The organism is Amycolatopsis sp. NPDC051061 (assembly GCF_040682935.1).
In the GTDB taxonomy this organism is placed as follows: Bacteria; Actinomycetota; Actinomycetes; order Mycobacteriales; family Pseudonocardiaceae; genus Amycolatopsis.
On the sequence record NZ_JBFBBZ010000170.1, the window covers coordinates 1 to 1,136 of the forward strand.

Annotated in this window: 1 rRNA gene; it reads left to right on the plus strand. The window is 52.1% G+C overall.

Annotated features, from left to right (window positions below):
* Positions 1-144: 144 nt before the first annotated feature.
* Positions 145-1,136, plus strand: a 23S ribosomal RNA gene (locus AB0N03_RS52470); the annotation flags it as partial.

The window sequence follows — 1,136 nt, forward strand, 5'->3', positions numbered from 1 at the left end:
CAGCGTTCTCGCTGGTGCACTTTGCCGGGCACAGGCCAGCATCAGTTTGGCGCGGGGGATAAAGGCTTCGGGAATGTGGCTCCCCTCGGGGAGTGTTATAGCCCGTTGTGTAATACCCTGCGCCGGACTGAGGTACGCGCTCCGCAAGGATGCTGGCGTAATGGTCATCAGCGACCCGTCTTGAAACACGGACCAAGGAGTCTAACGTCTATGCGAGTGTTTGGGTGTAAAACCCCTACGCGTAATGAAAGTGAACGTAGGTGAGAGCCCTTTGGGTGCATCATCGACCGATCCTGATGTCTTCGGATGGATTTGAGTAAGAGCATACGGGGCCGGACCCGAAAGAAGGTGAACTATGCCTGTATAGGGTGAAGCCAGAGGAAACTCTGGTGGAGGCTCGCAGCGGTTCTGACGTGCAAATCGATCGTCAAATATGGGCATGGGGGCGAAAGACTAATCGAACCTTCTAGTAGCTGGTTTCCGCCGAAGTTTCCCTCAGGATAGCAGTGTTGAACTCAGTTTTATGAGGTAAAGCGAATGATTAGGGACTCGGGGGCGCTATATAGCCTTCATCCATTCTCAAACTTTAAATATGTAAGAAGCCCTTGTTACTTAATTGAACGTGGGCATTCGAATGAACAACACTAGTGGGCCATTTTTGGTAAGCAGAACTGGCGATGCGGGATGAACCGAACGCGAGGTTAAGGTGCCGGAGTGGACGCTCATCAGACACCACAAAAGGTGTTAGTACATCTTGACAGCAGGACGGTGGCCATGGAAGTCGGAATCCGCTAAGGAGTGTGTAACAACTCACCGGCCGAATGAACTAGCCCTGAAAATGGATGGCGCTCAAGCGTGTTACTTATACTTCACCGTCAGGGTTGATATGATGCCCTGACGAGTAGGCAGGCGTGGAGGTCAGTGACGAAGCCTAGGGCGTGAGCCCGGGTAGAACGGCCTCTAGTGCAGATCTTGGTGGTAGTAGCAAATACTTCAATGAGAACTTGAAGGACCGAAGTGGAGAAAGGTTCCATGTGAACAGCAGTTGGACATGGGTTAGTCGATCCTAAGCCATAGGGAAGTTCCGTTTCAAAGGCGCACTTCGCGCCGTGTGGCGAAAGGGAAGCCGGTTAATA